This is a genomic window from Leifsonia sp. HAY1-4F, assembly GCF_056755275.1.
In genome coordinates, this window is sequence record NZ_JBNDHX010000006.1 from 16,198 (window position 1) to 32,108 (window position 15,911).

Here is a 15,911-nt window from a genome sequence, read left to right on the forward strand (position 1 = left end):
ATGGATGAGCTCCACCCGTCGCGACCGCCTCGTCGGCGCCGGCACCCAGGTGGCGACGGAGATCAGCATCAACTACGGGTCGTCGCTCGCCGGCCTGCTCATCCCGGTCGTCGGCTCCATCGTCGTCGTGGCCGCGCGGCAGCTCGTGACCGCTGCTGCCGTGCTGCCGTTCTACCGGCCACGCCGCTCCGAGCTGACCTGGCGGCGGCTCTGGCCGGCGCTGGCGCTCGGCGTGGTCCTCACGGTGATGAACCTCAGCTTCTACGAAGCGGTCGGCCTCCTCGGCCTGGGCATCGCCGCCACGATCGAGTTCCTCGGGCCGTTCGCTCTGGCCCTCGCCGGCTCCCGGCGCCTCGTGGACGCGGCATGCGCGGTGGCCGCCGCCGGCGGCGTGCTGCTCCTCACCGCGACCGAAGGGTCGATCGATCCGCTCGGCGTGCTGCTCGCCCTGACCGCTGCGGCGGCCTGGGCCGCGTACATCCTGCTCACGCGTCAGGTCGCGACCCGGTTGCCGGGGCTCGAGGGCCTCAGCGTCGCGAGCATCGTGTCCACGGTGCTGACCGTTCCCCTCGCTCTGGTGGTGGTCGACTACAGCCGGGTGGATGCGCGGGTGCTGCTCCTGCTGCTGGCTCTCGGCGTGCTGTCGTCGGCGGTGCCCTACAGCCTGGACACGTTCATCCTGCGCCGGATCACCCCGCGACTGTACGCCGTCATCACGAGCTTCGGACCGGTCGTCGCCACCGTCTTCGGCGTGCTTGTGCTGGGCGAGCGGTTCTCGCTGCTGCAGCTCGCCGGCATCGTCGTGGTGTGCCTGGCCGCCGGGATCACCATCGCGACCCAGCGCGACCATCCGCGCTCGGACCTGGAGCAGACCGCCGAAGGCGTGGCGTGAACCCCGCACCGGGAAGCGCGGCCCTGCAGGTCAGGACAGGATGTCCTTCGTCGTGAACCGCCCGATCGCCAGCGCGCCGAAGACCGCCACGTAACCGAGCTGCAGCAGGGCGTTCTGGCCGAACGAATCCCACGAGATCGGGTCGCGCAGGAAGTCGCCGAACCCGAGCCAGTAGTGACTGAACAGCCAGGGATGCAGCGCCTTCAGCTGCGGGAGCTGGTCGAGGACCTGCGCGAACACGGCGAGCACGGCGGTCGCGGCCATGGCGCCGACCGGGACGTCGGTGAGGGTCGAGAGGAACATCCCGATCGCGCACAGCCCGACCAGCGACACGACGATGTAGAGCGCGATGAGCGCGAGGCGCAGGTACGCCTCCCCCAGCTCGACCTGGACGCCGGAGAGCAGCGTCACCGGTCCGATCGGGAAGAGCAGCATCCCGATCAGAGCGCCCGCGATGGCGACGACCAGCGCCGCCGCCACGCAGAACACCGCGCACCCCGCGTACTTCACCGCGAGCAGCCGCAGCCGGCCGGCGGGAGCGATCACGAGGTACCGCAGCGTGCCGTGGCTCGCTTCGCCCGCGATCGTGTCGCCCGCCACCACCCCGATGGTCAAGGGCAGGAAGAGCGGGACGCACACGACGAGCGCGGTGAACGCCACGAACAGGCCGTTGGAGGTGATGTCGCTCAAGAAGGCGGGCCCGCGCGAGCTCCCGCCGGTGATCCGCACGGCGACGGCGATCAGGATGGGGACGGCGGCCAGTGCTGCGAGCATCGCCCAGGTGCGCCAGCGACGGAACATGACCGAGATCTCCGACCCGAGGAGCGCCCAGCCGGCCGAGGGCCGTTCGCGCCGGGCGCGGGGAGACGGCGACGCCTCAGCGCCGGGCGCTGCGGTCTCGGAGGCGACGGTGAGTTCACTGCTCGACATCGAATCCCTCCCCGGTGAGCTCCACGAAACGCTCTTCGAGGCTGGAGGCTCGCACGGCGAAACCGCGCAGGCGCACCCCCTCGCGAACGAGGGCGGCGGACAGCTCCTCCGCGGGCGGAGCGGCTTCGCCGAGAGCCGCCTCCACCCCGGGCCCGGTCGGGACCGCGTCGAGGCCGAACCGGCCGAGGACTGTGAGGGCAAGGTGCGCATCCGGCGTCTCGACGGCCACACGGGGGCCGGAGCCCCGTCGCAGCTCGTCCAGCGATCCTTGGGCCACGAGCCGTCCCGTCCGCATGATCGCGGCGTGCGTGCAGACTTGTTCGATCTCGGCCAGCAGGTGGCTCGACACGAACACGGTCCGGCCCTCGTCCGCCAGGGAGCGGACGAGGGTGCGCACCTCGCGCGTCCCCTGCGGATCGAGGCCGTTGGTCGGCTCGTCCAGCACGAGCAGGTCGCGGTCCGTGAGGAGCGCGCCGGCGATGCCGAGCCGCTGCTTCATCCCGAGCGAGTAGGCGCGCACGTGCTTGCCGGCGGCGTGCGACAGGCCGACGCGTTCCAGTGCCGCCTCGACCCGGGCCCGCCGGGTCGTTCCGGGCGCGTAGCGGTCTGCGGTGTCCCGCCGGACGAGGTTGGCGGTCCCGGACAGATACGGGGCGAAAGCTGGGCCCTCGACGAGCGCGCCGACCCGCGGAAGGACGCGCGCGCCGCGGTCGGGCATCGCCTCCCCCAGCACCTGGATGGAGCCGGCCGACGGGGAGATGAGGCCGAGCAGCATCCGGATCGTCGTCGTCTTGCCCGAGCCGTTGGGCCCGAGGAAGCCGAACACGGACCCGCGCGGCACGTGCAGGTCGAGGGCGTCGACCACCGCCCGCGACCGGAAGCGCTTCGTGAGGCCGCTGGTCGCGATCGCCGCGTCGCTCACCGGCCGGTCGCCTGCGACGCCGCCTGCAAGGCCGAGACCGGGACGGCGCCGGCGAGGACGCGGCCATCCGACGTGATCAGCACCGACACGAGCGAGGAGCTCAGGGCGCGACCGCCGTCGACCGGCTGGGTCAGCTGCTCGAAGAGCGGGTCGCCGGTGAGGGCCACCGGAGCGGAGCCGGCCGGCAGGGAGACGATGGTCGCCCATCCCGTGCCGGTGACGGTCGGCTTCACGTGCGGGCCCGACGCCTTCCCGGAGTGAACTCCTGTGGGGAGCTTCTGCTCCGTCACCGTGGCGCCCTTCGGCGGCGTGAACGCGAAGCGGGAGGCGTCCGGCTTCTGATCGCTGAAGGCGGTGAACCCCGCCTGGAACGACGGCGAGCTCGCTCCGCGTGCCGTGACGGCGACCTGCAACGGGATGCCCGTCGTGCCGTCGACCGCGATGGAGACCGAGCCGACCAGCGTGCCGTCGGCCTTCGGGGTCAGGATCAGGTCGTAGGAGTCACGACCCGCGACGGTGGTGTCCGCGCCGAGGGAGACCCTCGTCGACGGGTCCACCGCATCCAGGAAGCGCTGCGCCAGCTTCGACGGCGTGAGGGACGTCTCGTCGGGGGCCGCCGTCTTCTTCGCGTGCGCGGGAAGTGTCGCGTGCGTCACCTTCTCGCCCGTCGACTGGTACAACCACAGATCGGAGCCGTTGCGGATCGCGTCCCGCTCGGCCAGCTGGTCGAGCACCTGGACGCGGACGTGCGTCGGACCGTCCACCCACACGTTCGCGGTGTGGTCGGCCAGCGCCAGCTCGAGGGCGTCGACCGCGCTCGAGTCCTGGGACCTCGGCGAGACGGACGGCAGGCTCGGCAGCCCCAGATCGGAGGTCTGCTCGACGGTGCCGGAGAACGAACGGGTGTGGCTCGATGCGACCAGCCGGAGCACATCCGCCGGGGACTTCACAGGCAGGTCGGCCGCGCCCGCGGCGAGCGGTGCGATGATCGCGCCCGTGGCGATCACGAGGGGGACGACGACAGCGGGCGCCCAGCGCATCCAACGGTGTTCCATAGCCCGAGGATACGCGCGACGCACCCCGGCCGACCCTCCGGATTGCATGGGAAAACGCTAGTTCATCCCCCGGTCTGACGCGGCGTCATACCGGAGGGGGACGCACGAAGGGCCCCGCTCGACGCGGGGCCCTTCGTGACCGGTGCTAGAGGACGTCGCCGACCCGGTGCACACGGATGTCGTTGGTGGTTCCGGGGATTCCGGGAGGGGACCCGGAGATGATGATGACCTTGTCCCCGTCCACCGCGCGGCCCGTCGTCTTGAGGGCATCGTCCACCTGCTCGACCATCTGGTCGGTGTGGGTGACGCGACCGACGAGGAAGGACTCGACGCCCCAGAACAGGGCCATCCGGCGACGGACCGACTCCTCGGGCGTGAAGGCCAGGATCGGGATCTTGTTGCGCAGCCGCGCGACGCGGCGGGCCGACTCGCCCGACTCGGTGAAGACGCAGAGGAACTTCGCCTCGACGAACTCGGCGACCTCGGCGGCGGCCAGCGTGATCGCACCCGACTGGGTGCGCGGCCGCGTGCCGAGCGGAAGGATGCGCTCCAGGCCGTGCTCCTCGGTCGAGGTGACGATCCGCGCCATGGTCTGGACGGTGACCGTCGGGTACTCGCCGACGCTGGTCTCGCCCGAGAGCATGACCGCGTCCGCGCCGTCGAGGACGGCGTTGGCGACGTCGGAGGTCTCTGCGCGCGTGGGGACGGGGCTGGAGATCATCGACTCGAGCATCTGCGTCGCCACGATGACGGGCTTCGCGGCGCGGCGGGCGAGCTCGACGGCGCGCTTCTGCACGATCGGGACCGCCTCCAGCGGCAGCTCCACACCGAGGTCGCCACGGGCGACCATGATGGCGTCGAACGCCTCGATGATCTCCTCGAGGGCATCCACGGCCTGCGGCTTCTCGATCTTGGCGACGACCGGGATCTTGCGACCCTCCTCAGCCATGATCTCGTGCACGCGCTCGATGTCCTGGGCGTTGCGCACGAACGAAAGAGCGATGATGTCGGCGCCGAGCCTGAGGCCCCAGCGGAGGTCGGCCTCGTCCTTGTCCGACAGGGCGGGGACGTTCACGGCGACGCCGGGAAGGTTGATGCCCTTGTTGTTGGAGACGGGACCCGCGACGATGACCTCGGTCGTGACGACCGGGCCTTCCACGTCGGTCACGCGGACACGGACCTTGCCGTCGTCGATCAGGAGGAAGTCGCCGACGTGGACGTCGTTCGGGAGGCCCTTGAACGTCGTGGAGGAGATCTCCTTGGTGCCGATGATGTCCTCGGTGGTGATCTTGAAGACGTCGCCCTCGGCGAGCTCGTAGGGGCCGGCCTCGAACTTGCCGAGACGGATCTTCGGACCCTGCAGGTCGACCAGGATGGCGACCGGCTTGCCGGCGTCGTCGGCTGCCTTGCGAATGTTCGCGTAGACCCCCTCGTGCACCTCGTAGCTGCCGTGGCTCAGGTTCATGCGCGCCACGTCCACACCCGCGTCGATGATCGCGCGGATGTTCTCATAGCTGGAGGTCGCCGGCCCGAGGGTCGCGACGATTTTGGCCCTTCTCATGCTTTTTGTTCGCTCCGTTGTTTCTGCGCCGATGGCGCGTGGTTCGATTGTGGCGCCCGGTCGTGCGGGAGCCATGAGTTCAGACAAGGATGCCGCGATCGGTGGGACGGATCGGAGACGGCAACTGCGTCTCCCCCTCAAGATACCGGTCGACGGCGGCAGCCGCCGCCCGGCCCTCTGCGATGGCCCACACGATGAGGGACTGGCCGCGGCCCGCGTCGCCGGCGACGAAGACGCCCTCCTGCGAGGTCTGGTACTCGCCGTCCCGCGCGACGTTGCCGCGCTGGTCGAACGGGAGCGCGAGCTGCGCGGACAGGTCCTGCTGCTCGGGACCGGTGAATCCGAGGGCCAGGAGCACCAGATCCGCGGGGATCTCGCGCTCGGTCCCGGCCTTCGGCACGCGGCGTCCGTCGAGGTACTCGGTCTCGGCAACGCGCAGGGCGCGGACCTCGCCGAACTCGTTGGCGAGGAACTCGACGGTCGAGGCGAGGTACTCCCGCTTGCCGCCCTCCTCGTGGGCCGACTGGACCTCGAACAGCGTCGGAGTCGTCGGCCACGGCTGGTGCTCGGGGCGCTCGGCCGGCGGCTGCGTGCCGATGGCGAGGTTCGTGACGCTCGCGGCGCCCTGGCGGTGCGCCGTCCCGATGCAGTCCGCGCCGGTGTCGCCGCCGCCGAGCACGATGACGTGCTTGCCGTCCGCCGTGATCTGGTCGGCGACCTGGTCGCCCGCGCCCGCCTTGTTCTGCTGGACCAGGTACTCCATGGCGAAGTGCACACCGGAGAGCTCCCGGCCCGGGATGGGCAGGTCGCGCGGCACCATCGCACCGGTCGCGACGACGACCGCGTCGTACCGGGCGCGCAGGTCGTCCCACGTGATGTCCACGCCGATGTCGACGCCCGCGCGGAAGCGGGTGCCCTCGGCCATCATCTGGTTGAGACGCGCCTCGAGGTGCTTCTTCTCCATCTTGAAGTCCGGGATGCCGTAGCGCAGCAGGCCGCCGATCCGGTCGTCCCGCTCGTACACGGCGACGGTGTGGCCGGCGCGGGTCAGCTGCTGCGCGGCGGCGAGACCCGCCGGGCCCGAGCCGACGACGGCGACGGTCTTACCGGTGAGGCGCTCCGGCGGATGCGGCTGCACCCAGCCGTTCTGCCAGGCCTGGTCGATGATCGACACCTCGACCTGCTTGATCGTGACGGCCGGCTGGTTGATGCCGAGCACGCACGACGACTCGCACGGAGCCGGGCACAGGCGGCCGGTGAACTCCGGGAAGTTGTTCGTCGCGTGCAGGCGGTCGATGGCCTGACGGCCCTCCCCGCGCCACATCAGGTCGTTCCACTCCGGGATGAGGTTGCCGAGCGGGCAGCCCGAGTGGCAGAACGGGACGCCGCAGTCCATGCAGCGGCCCGCCTGCCGGCGCAGCTGCGCCGGGTCCTGGCCTTCGTAGACCTCTTTCCAGTCCATCAACCGGACCGAGACGGGGCGGCGCTTGGGCAGCTCCCGCTCGGTCACCTTCAGAAAGCCTTTGGGATCAGCCACCGTTCACCTCCACATCTTCGAATCCCTGGGGATCTGACAGCGTCATCCGCCGGTCACCTCCAGAATCCGGTTCCACACGATGTCGCCGTCGGGGTCGAGACCCTCGTCGACAGCCTCCTGGCGCATCTGCAGCACAGCCGCGTAGTCGCGGGGCAACACCTTCACGAACTTCGCGACGGTCGCCTCGAAGTCCTCCAGCATGCGCGTCGCCAGGGCCGAATCCGTCTCGGCGACGTGCTGCTCGAGCAGGTCGCGCACGATCTCGACGTCGGCGCTCCCGAGCGGGAGCAGCTCCAGCTCGCCGCTGGCCAGCGCATCCCGGTTAACCCGCTCGCGCTTCAGTCCGTAGACGTAGGCCGTGCCGCCCGACATGCCGGCGCCGAGGTTGCGGCCGGTCCCGCCGAGGATCACAGCGAGCCCACCCGTCATGTACTCCAGAGCGTGGTCGCCCACGCCTTCGACGACCGCGGTCGCGCCCGAGTTGCGCACCAGGAACCGCTCGCCCACGATGCCGCGGATGAACATGCTGCCCTGCGTGGCGCCGTAGCCGATCACGTTGCCCGCGATCACGTTGCGCTCGGCTGGGAAGACGCTCCCGCGCGGCGGACGGACGACGATCTGGCCTCCGGAGAGTCCCTTGCCGACGTAGTCGTTGGAGTCGCCCTCCAGCCGCAGCGTGATGCCGGCCGGGAGGAACGCACCGAGGGACTGGCCGGCCGAGCCGGTCAGGGTGATGTCGATGGATCCGGCCGGAAGGCCGTTCTCGCCGTGCCGGACGGTCACCTCGTGGCCGAGCATGGTGCCGACGGCCCGCTCGGTGTTGCGGATCGGCAGGCTCAGCTCGATGCGGCGTCCGCGCTCGAGACCGTCCTGATCCAGAACGGCCCGTGCGGCGTCGATCAGCTGCACGTCGAAGTGCTTCTCGAGCTCGTGGTCCTGCGCACGGCCGTTGCGCCGCGGCGCCTCCGGGCCGAACACCGGACCGTGCAGGATGGGCGACAGGTCGAGGCCCGACGCCTTCCAGTGGTCGACGGCGCGGTCCACATCCAGCAGTTCGGTGTGCCCGATCGCCTCTTCGATGCTCCGGAAGCCCAGCGCTGCGAGGTACTCGCGCACCTCCTCCGCGATGAACTCGAAGAAGTTGACCACGAACTCCGGCTTGCCCGAGAACCGTGCGCGGAGCTCCGGGTTCTGCGTCGCGACGCCGACGGGGCACGTGTCGAGGTGGCAGACGCGCATCATGACGCAGCCCGAGACCACCAGCGGCGCCGTGGCGAAGCCGAACTCCTCGGCTCCGAGCAGCGCGCCGACGATGACGTCACGACCGGTCTTCAGCTGCCCGTCGACCTGGACGACGACGCGCTCGCGCATCCCGTTCAGCATCAGGGTCTGCTGCGTCTCGGCGAGGCCCAGCTCCCACGGCGTCCCCGCGTGCTTGAGCGAGTTGACCGGCGATGCGCCCGTGCCGCCGTCGTGGCCGGACACCAGGATGACGTCGGCCAGCGCCTTGGCGGTGCCCGCCGCGACCGCGCCGATCCCCGACTCCGAGACCAGCTTCACGTGGATGCGGGCGCCCGGGTTCGCGCGCTTCAGGTCGAAGATCAGCTGCTTGAGGTCTTCGATCGAGTAGATGTCGTGGTGCGGAGGCGGCGAGATGAGTCCGACTCCTGCCGTCGCGTGCCGGGTGCGCGCGACCCACGGGTACACCTTCGTCGGCGGCAGCTGGCCGCCCTCGCCGGGCTTCGCGCCCTGGGCGAGCTTGATCTGGATGTCGTCGGCGTGCGTCAGGTACATCGACGTCACACCGAAGCGGCCCGAGGCGACCTGCTTGATCGCGCTGCGGCGCTCGGGGTCGAGCAGCCGGTCAAGGTCTTCGCCGCCCTCGCCGGTGTTCGACTTGGCGCCGAGCCGGTTCATGGCGATCGCCAGCGTCTCGTGAGCCTCGCGGGAGATGGAGCCGTAGCTCATCGCACCGGTGGAGAACCGCTTCACGATGGACGAGACCGACTCGACCTCCTCCAGCGGCACCGGCGGCCGCTCCCCCGTCTTGAGGGAGAACATGCCGCGCAGGGTCATCAGCGACTCGGCCTGGTCGTCGACCAGCCGCGTGTACTCGCGGAAGACGTCGAAGCGGCGCGTGCGCGTGGAGTGCTGGAGGCGGAACACCGTCTCCGGGTTGAAGAGGTGCGGCGAGCCGTCGCGACGCCACTGGTACTCGCCGCCGGTGGCCAGGCGCTCGTGCGCGAGTGCCGCCCCCTCCGCCGGGTAGGCGCTCTCGTGGCGCGCCAGGTTCTCGGCCGCGATGACCTCGATGCCGACGCCGCCGAGCTTGCTCGTGGTGCCGGTGAAGTACTGGTCGACGAGCTCCTGGGCGAGGCCCACCGCTTCGAACGCCTGGGCGCCGGCGTATGACGAAACCGTCGAGATGCCCATCTTGGACATGATCTTCAGCACGCCCTTGCCGAGCGCCTTGATGACGTTCTTGACGGCCTTCTCGGGGCTGACGCCGGTGATCATCCCGCTGCGGACGAGCTCCTCGCAGGTCTCCATCGCCAGGTACGGGTTGATCGCGGAGGCGCCGTACCCGATGAGCAGGGCCACGTGGTGCACCTCGCGGACATCGCCCGCCTCCACGATGAGACCGACCTTCATGCGGGTCTCGGAGCGGATGAGGTGGTGGTGCACCGCGGCCAGCATGAGCAGCGACGGGATGGGCGCCAGGTCCTTGGTGGAGTCGCGGTCGCTCAGCACGATGAACTGCGCGCCCGCGGTGATCGCCTCATCCACCTCGTCGCACATCTCGGCCAGGCGGCGCTCGAGCGCGTCAGGGCCGGCGTCGGAGCGGTAGAGACCGCGGACGGTCGTGGTCAGCGTGCTGCCCGGCCGCGGGTCGATGTGCTGGATCTTCGCCAGCTCGTCGTTGTCGATCACCGGGAAGTCGAGCACGACCTGCTTGGCGTGCTCTGGGCCGGCGTCGAGGAGGTTGCGCTCCGGTCCGAGGCCCAGCTTCAGGGACGTGACGACCTCCTCGCGGATGGAGTCCAGCGGCGGGTTGGTGACCTGCGCGAACTGCTGCGTGAAGTAGTCGAAGAGCAGGCGCGGACGCTCCGAGAGCACCGCGACCGGCGTGTCCGAACCCATGGCGCCGAGCGGCTCCGCACCGGTGGTCGCCATCGGCTTGAGGAGGATGCGGACCTCCTCCTCGGTGTAGCCGAACGTCCGCTGGCGACGGGTGATCGACGCCGGCGTGTGGACGATGTGCTCGCGCTCCGGGAGGTCCTTCAGGTTGATCCGGCCCTCGTCCAGCCACTCGCCGTAGGGGGCGCCGGCGGCGAGCTCGGACTTGATCTCCTCGTCCTCGATGAGGCGGCCGGCGACAGTGTCCACCAGGAACATCCGGCCGGGACGCAGCCGGCCCTTGCGCACGACGCGGCTCGGGTCGATGTCGAGGACGCCGATCTCGGACGCGAGCACGACGAGTCCGTCGTTCGTGACGACGTACCGGCCCGGACGCAGCCCGTTCCGGTCGAGCGTCGCGCCGACCACGGATCCGTCGGTGAAGACGATGGCGGCAGGGCCGTCCCACGGCTCCATGAGCATCGAGTGGTACTCGTAGAAGGCGCGGCGGACCGGGTCGATCTCCGTCTGGTTCTCCCACGCCTCCGGGACCATCATCATGACGGCGTGCGGGAGCGAGCGCCCGCTCAGCGAGAGCAGCTCCACGACCTCGTCGAACGAGGCGGAGTCGGAGGCGCCGGGCGTGACGATGGGCAGCACGGGCTTCAGGTCGCCCAGCAGCTCGTTCTCGAGCTGCGACTGGCGGGCGCGCATCCAGTTGCGGTTGCCCTGGACCGTGTTGATCTCGCCGTTGTGCGCGATCATGCGGAACGGCTGCGCGAGAGGCCAGGACGGGAAGGTGTTCGTGGAGTAGCGCGAGTGGACCAGCGCCAGCTTGGAGGCGAACCGCTCGTCCGAGAGGTCCGGATAGAACGGCTCCAGCTGGAGCGTCGTCACCATGCCCTTGTAGACCAGCGTGCGGCTCGAGAGCGACGAGAAGTACAGGTCGAGCTCGCGCTCGGCCCGCTTGCGCAGGAAGAAGGTCCGGCGGTCGAGGGCGATGCCGGAGAGCGGCTCGCCGTCTGCGTCCGGGTCCGAAGCGTCGGAATGCCCGGCGGCGACGTACAGCTGCTCGATGACGGGCATCGCCTGACGCGCCAGGGATCCCAGTTCGTCGGGGCGCACGGGGACGGAACGCCACCCCAGGATCGTCAGGCCGAGCTCGGCCGCGATGGACTCGACCGCCGCCTTGACCTCGGCGCGCTCGGCGTCGGAGGTCGGCAGGAAGGCGTTACCGACGGCGTAGCGGCCGGCGGCGGGCAGGTCGAAGCCGGCGACGGCACGGAGGAAGGCGTCCGGAATCTGCGTGATGATGCCGGCGCCGTCGCCGGTGCCGGCGTCCGAGCCGATCGCGCCGCGGTGCTCCAGGTGACGCAGCGCCTCGAGGGCGGCATCGATGATGTCGTGCCCGGCCGTGCCGCGGAGCGTGGCGACCATGGCGAGGCCACAGGCGTCCTTCTCGTGGGCAGGGTCGTACAGGCCCTGGGGGCCTGGCACGGTCCCGAAGCGGGAATGGGGAGGCGTGAGCGCCATCTGTCGACCGTCCTCACAGTGTCGTGGATGTGGGGATGTTGGGTGCGGGGACGCCTTCGGCCCGATGCTAGGGAGGGGGTTCCGCCGCATCCACTCGACCGGGTGCGGTCAGGTGTCGTGTGCGGTCAGGTTCGTGGGATCGCCTCGACGGTGGGGTGACCGTCGCTTGCCGGCTTCGGGCCGTCGGTTGTCATCCGTTCGTGGGGCTTGTGGCCTTGGCCGAAGCGGACCCGGCAGGCACACCGTCGTCATCGGTGGTGTCCTCGTCCTCCAGGTCCGTGTCGTCCGAGTCTACCTCAGCATCCGGGCGAACCCATTCACGACCCGGCTGGTAGGGGCTCGGCTCCATTCCGGGGTGCCGGCGGGACTGCACGATGAAGATGATCACACCGAGAGCGACGGCGGCGAACGCGGCCCACACATTGCTCGGGATGCCGAGGAACGAGAGCTCGCTCGGGTCGATCCGGATGGACTCCAGGTAGGAGCGGCCGAGGCCGTACCAGACGAGGTACAGCGCGAACAGCCTGCCCCACTGGAGGTGGAAGCGGCGCCCGATCCAGACCAGCAGGACCACGCCGATGACGTTCCAGATGATCTCGTAGAGAAACAGCGGCTGGAACAGCGTGCCGTCGGGCAGGCCGACCGGGATCGCCTTGTTGCCGGAGTCGATCTGCAGGCCCCACGGGAGGTTCGTGGGCAGCCCGAAGAGCTCCTGGTTGAACCAGTTGCCGAGACGGCCGACCGCCTGGGCCATCAGCAAAGCCGGCGCGAGAGCGTCGGCGAAGGTCCAGAACCGGATGCCCGTCCAGCGGCAGCCGAGCCAGGCGCCGACGGCGCCGCCGAGCAGCGAGCCGAAGATGGCGTTCCCGCCCTCCCAGATGGCCCACACGCTTCCGGGCTGGAACGGGTTCCAGGTGTTGTGGCCGGCAGCGAAGTAGTCGCCCGGGTGCGTGACCACGTGGTACGCGCGGGCTCCGATGATGCCGAGGACGACGACCGGGATGAGGATGTCGAGCAGGACACCCGGCTCGGCGCCGCGCTTGGTCAGGCGGCGCGAGGTCCACATGGCGGCGACGACGATGCCGATCAGGATCATGATCGCGTAGGTCTGGATGCGCCAGTGCAGCCCGAAGAGATCGATCGGGATCTGCTGCCACTCCGGCCCGGGGCTGGGGATGCTGGCGAACCAGCTGCTCATGGTGAGGGCCACCCGTCGACTACCTTTCGATCACGTTGAGAGGGCGCGCACATGCGGTGGCGCCACATCACTGTCTGACTAGTTTAGGGCGCGGTCAGGAGCGCTTCGTGCCGGCCGCGAGCTCCGCGGCCACCCGTCCGGCCTCCGCGACACCGCCGTCGCCCAGCGCCTTGACGAGCGCCGAACCGACGATCGCGCCATCCGCGTACTCCAGAACCTCCGCCACCTGGGCGGCCGAGGAGATGCCGAGGCCGACGCACGTGCTCGTGGCGCCCGCCTCGCGGAGGCGGCCGACCAGCGTGCGCGCTGCCGCATCCACATCGGTGCGTGCGCCGGTGATGCCCATGGTCGACACCGCGTAGACGAAACCGCGGCTCGCGTCGACGGCCTGCCGGAGGCGCGCGTCGGACGAGCTCGGCGCGGCCAGGAAGACCCGGTCGAGTCCGACCCGGTCGGATGCCGCCAGCCAGTCGGCGCCCTCGTCCGGGATGAGGTCGGGCGTGATGAGCCCCGCTCCCCCGGCCTCGGCCAGGTCGTCCGCGAAGCGGTCGACGCCGTACTGCAGCACCGGGTTCCAGTACGTCATCACGAGGACCGGGATGTCGACCTGCGCGGTGATCTCGCGGACGGCCGTGAAGCCGTCGCGCAGGCGGAAGCCGGCGCTCAGCGCCTGCTGCGTCGCCGCCTGGATGACGGTGCCGTCCATCACGGGATCGGAGTACGGCAGGCCGAGCTCGAGGATGTCCACGCCGTTCCGGGCGAGGGCGACCGCCGCATCCACGCTGGTGCGCAGATCGGGGAAGCCTGCGGGCAGGTAGCCGACGAGCGCGCCCGCGGCTTCCTGGTTGCGCCGGGCGATGGTGTCGGCGACCCGGCTGACGACGGCCTGGCTCATGATTGCACCGCGCTCTGGTCGATGAGGTCGAAGTAGCGACCTGCGGTCTCCATGTCCTTGTCGCCGCGGCCGCTGAGGTTCACCAGGATGATGGCCTCAGGCCCGAGCTCCCGCCCGAGCACCAGGGCGCCCGCGAGCGCGTGGGACGACTCGATGGCGGGGATGATGCCCTCGGTGCGGCTGAGGAGGCGCAGCGCCTCCATCGCCTCGGCGTCGGAGATCGGGAGGTACTGGGCGCGGCCGATCTTCGCGAGCCAGGCGTGCTCCGGACCGACGCCCGGGTAGTCGAGGCCCGCGGAGATCGAGTGCGACTCGATCGTCTGGCCGTCCTCGTCCTGCAGCAGCAGGGAGCGGGCGCCGTGCAGCACGCCGGGGCGGCCCTTCGTGATCGTCGCCGCGTGACGCGGGGTGTCGGCGCCCTCGCCGCCGGCCTCGAAGCCGATCAGGCGGACGTCTTCGTCGTCGAGGAACGCGTGGAAGATGCCCATCGCGTTCGAGCCGCCGCCGACGCAGGCGACGACCGCGTCGGGCAGGCGGCCGGTCAGAGCGAGCACCTGTTCGCGCGCCTCCTCGCCGATGATCTTCTGCAGGTCGCGGACCATCGCCGGGAAGGGATGCGGGCCGGCGACCGTGCCGAAGATGTAGTTGGTGTGCTCGACGTTGGTGACCCAGTCGCGCATCGCGTCGTTGATGGCGTCCTTCAGGGTGCGGGAGCCCGTCTTGACGGCGACGACCTCGGCCCCGAGCAGGCGCATCCGGGCGACGTTCAGCGCCTGGCGTTCGGTGTCGACCTCGCCCATGTAGATGGTGCACTCGAGCCCGAAGAGGGCGGCGGCCGTCGCGGTGGCGACGCCGTGCTGCCCGGCGCCCGTCTCTGCGATGACCCGGGTCTTGCCGATGCGCTTGGTGAGGATGGCCTGGCCGAGCACGTTGTTGATCTTGTGCGAGCCGGTGTGGTTGAGGTCCTCGCGCTTCAGGATGATGCGCGCGCCTCCCGCGTGCTCGGCGAAGCGGGGCACTTCCGTCACGATCGACGGGCGGCCGGTGTAGCTGCGGTGCAGCTCGTCCAGCTCGGCGTGGAACGCCGGATCGGCCTTCGCCTCCTCCCAAGCCGTGGTCAGCTCGTCGAGCGCTGCGACCAGCGACTCGGGGACGAAACGCCCGCCGAAGTCGCCGAAATACGGACCCTGCTCAGTGCGGAGGGACATCAGACTCCCAGGAACTTCTCGAGCGTGGCGACGGGGTCGCTCGTGACGAGCGCCTCGCCGACGAGCACCGCATCGGCGCCCGCCGCCCGGTAATGCGCCACATCGTCGGCCGACTTCACGGCGGACTCCGCGACGCGGATGACGCCGGACGGGATGCGGTCGGCCAGGCGGCCGAACAGGTCCCGGTCCAGCTCGAACGTGGTGAGGTCGCGGGCGTTCACGCCCACGAGACCGGCGCCCGTGTCGAGCGCGCGGCTGAGCTCGTCGGCCGAGTGGGCCTCGACGAGGGCCGTCATGCCGAGCTGAGTGATGAGCTCGTGCAACTCCACCAGCCGCTGCTGGTCGAGCGCCGCGACGATCAGGAGCACGAGGTCGGCGCCGGCGGCGCGCGCCTCGAAGACCTGGTACGGCTCGGCGATGAACTCCTTGCGCAGCACCGGGATCGACACGGCCGCACGGACGTCCTCGAGGTCGGCGAGCGAACCGCGGAACTTGCGCTCCTCGGTCAGCACGCTGATCGCGCTCGCGCCGCCGGTCTCATACGAGACCGCGAGTCCAGCGGGATCCGGGATGGCGGCGAGCGAGCCGCGGGACGGGCTCGCTCGCTTCACCTCGGCGATGATCTTGACGCGTTCGGCCGGGGCGAGGGCGGCGAGGGCATCGAGGGCGGCCGGACGGGCCAGCGCCTCGGCCTCGACCTGGGCGAGCGGACGCTCCGAGCGTCGCCGCTCAGCGTCCTCGAGCGCGCCGGCGACGAGGTCGGCGAGCACGGATCAGTGACCCTTCGGGGTGTACTTGTCGCCGCCCACGCCGTAACCGGCGCGCTTCATGACCCAGCCGACGATGAGCCCGATCACGGCGAGTGCCGCAGACGCCCAGACGATGACCGCCGCGGAGAAGTAGAACGCCACGGCGCCGATCGTGAACGCGATCAGCATGATGATCACGGCCGTCCACGCCGCCGGCGAGTGACCGTGGCCTGGCTCGACTGAATCGGTGCTCATGAAACTCCTGCACGTCGGGTGCGCGACTGTCGACGCGCACGGGAAATGGAACGCGACCA

Annotated in this window: 12 protein-coding genes; 1 reads left to right on the top strand and 11 read right to left on the bottom strand. The window is 70.4% G+C overall.

Annotation, left to right across the window (positions count from 1 at the left end; translation table 11 throughout):
* The first annotated feature begins 4 nt into the window (after nucleotides 1–4).
* Nucleotides 5–892 (top strand): EamA family transporter, encoded by an 888-nt coding sequence (locus ACPYOG_RS02425; RefSeq protein ID WP_481292669.1) that lies wholly within the window; start codon nucleotides 5–7, stop codon nucleotides 890–892.
* 30 nt (nucleotides 893–922) lie between these two features.
* Here the strand turns inward: ACPYOG_RS02425 and ACPYOG_RS02430 are convergent, their stop codons facing one another.
* The 11 genes from ACPYOG_RS02430 to ACPYOG_RS02480 form a co-directional block, all read right to left on the bottom strand.
* Nucleotides 923–1,822, bottom strand: a complete 900-nt coding sequence (locus tag ACPYOG_RS02430) for an ABC transporter permease (RefSeq protein WP_481292670.1) — start codon at nucleotides 1,820–1,822, stop codon at nucleotides 923–925.
* A complete protein-coding gene (locus ACPYOG_RS02435) occupies nucleotides 1,809–2,744 on the bottom strand; it encodes an ABC transporter ATP-binding protein (protein WP_481292671.1) in 936 nt (311 codons plus the stop codon). Before ACPYOG_RS02435 ends, ACPYOG_RS02430 begins: the two co-directional genes overlap by 14 nt.
* The gene (locus tag ACPYOG_RS02440) at nucleotides 2,741–3,799 is read right to left on the bottom strand and encodes a LolA family protein (protein WP_481292672.1); all 1,059 of its coding nucleotides are present in this window, start codon (nucleotides 3,797–3,799) and stop codon (nucleotides 2,741–2,743) included. Before ACPYOG_RS02440 ends, ACPYOG_RS02435 begins: the two co-directional genes overlap by 4 nt.
* A gap of 145 nt (nucleotides 3,800–3,944) precedes the next feature.
* A complete protein-coding gene (gene pyk, locus ACPYOG_RS02445) occupies nucleotides 3,945–5,360 on the bottom strand; it encodes a pyruvate kinase (protein WP_481292673.1) in 1,416 nt (471 codons plus the stop codon).
* Between the two features lie 79 nt (nucleotides 5,361–5,439).
* Entirely contained in the window at nucleotides 5,440–6,897 is a 1,458-nt protein-coding gene (locus ACPYOG_RS02450; RefSeq protein ID WP_481292674.1) for a glutamate synthase subunit beta, read from the bottom strand.
* Between the two features lie 42 nt (nucleotides 6,898–6,939).
* On the bottom strand, nucleotides 6,940–11,547 hold the full coding sequence (gene gltB, locus ACPYOG_RS02455; RefSeq protein ID WP_481292675.1) for a glutamate synthase large subunit: 4,608 nt from the start codon (nucleotides 11,545–11,547) through the stop codon (nucleotides 6,940–6,942).
* A gap of 190 nt (nucleotides 11,548–11,737) precedes the next feature.
* Entirely contained in the window at nucleotides 11,738–12,745 is a 1,008-nt protein-coding gene (lgt, locus tag ACPYOG_RS02460) for a prolipoprotein diacylglyceryl transferase (RefSeq protein WP_192629314.1), read from the bottom strand.
* Between the two features lie 94 nt (nucleotides 12,746–12,839).
* Nucleotides 12,840–13,640: a tryptophan synthase subunit alpha gene (gene trpA, locus ACPYOG_RS02465; protein WP_481292676.1), complete on the bottom strand. Its 801-nt coding sequence runs from the start codon at nucleotides 13,638–13,640 to the stop codon at nucleotides 12,840–12,842.
* The gene (gene trpB, locus ACPYOG_RS02470) at nucleotides 13,637–14,848 is read right to left on the bottom strand and encodes a tryptophan synthase subunit beta (RefSeq protein WP_481292677.1); all 1,212 of its coding nucleotides are present in this window, start codon (nucleotides 14,846–14,848) and stop codon (nucleotides 13,637–13,639) included. Before trpB ends, trpA begins: the two co-directional genes overlap by 4 nt.
* Nucleotides 14,848–15,618 carry an indole-3-glycerol phosphate synthase TrpC gene (gene trpC / locus ACPYOG_RS02475; protein ID WP_481292678.1) on the bottom strand — a complete coding sequence of 257 codons (771 nt, stop codon included), beginning with the start codon at nucleotides 15,616–15,618 and terminating at the stop codon, nucleotides 14,848–14,850. Before trpC ends, trpB begins: the two co-directional genes overlap by 1 nt.
* Nucleotides 15,619–15,621: 3 nt before the next feature.
* Nucleotides 15,622–15,852: a DUF6704 family protein gene (locus ACPYOG_RS02480; protein ID WP_481292679.1), complete on the bottom strand. Its 231-nt coding sequence runs from the start codon at nucleotides 15,850–15,852 to the stop codon at nucleotides 15,622–15,624.
* Between the last annotated feature and the right edge of the window lie 59 nt (nucleotides 15,853–15,911).